This window comes from Halorubrum sp. SP9 (assembly GCF_005435015.1).
GTDB classification, from domain to species: domain Archaea; phylum Halobacteriota; class Halobacteria; order Halobacteriales; family Haloferacaceae; genus Halorubrum; species Halorubrum sodomense.
Genome location: NZ_SGXU01000534.1, coordinates 1 through 331, shown reverse-complemented (window position 1 = coordinate 331; position 331 = coordinate 1). Strand labels below are relative to the sequence as shown.

The window sequence follows — 331 nt, the reverse complement described above, 5'->3', positions numbered from 1 at the left end:
CGGAAACACGGTGTGTGTCTCGACCGGTCGAACCACCCGCCGACCTGCCTCCCGCCTAGTCGCGAAACAGAACGCATTTCACCGGAAACACGGTGTCTCCCTCATGGACGCAGCGGACGACCTCTTCACGAGGGAGGACCCTATCTTCGCGAACAAGGAGCTCCTCGAGATCAGTCACCTACCCGGAGAGGGACGGATCGTCGGCCGAGACGACGAGATATCCGACTTGGCGACGGCCGTCAACCCGGCCATCTTCGGACAGAGCCCGAGCAACGTCCTGATATACGGAAAGACGGGCACCGGGAAGTCGCTGTGTGCGAAGTACGTCTCC

1 protein-coding gene is annotated in these 331 nt (G+C 61.6%); it reads left to right on the top strand.

Annotation, left to right across the window (positions count from 1 at the left end):
• Positions 1 to 103: 103 nt before the first annotated feature.
• Positions 104 to 331 (top strand): AAA family ATPase (locus EXE45_RS18490; RefSeq protein WP_199233718.1); only part of this gene is annotated, 228 nt, incomplete at its 3' end.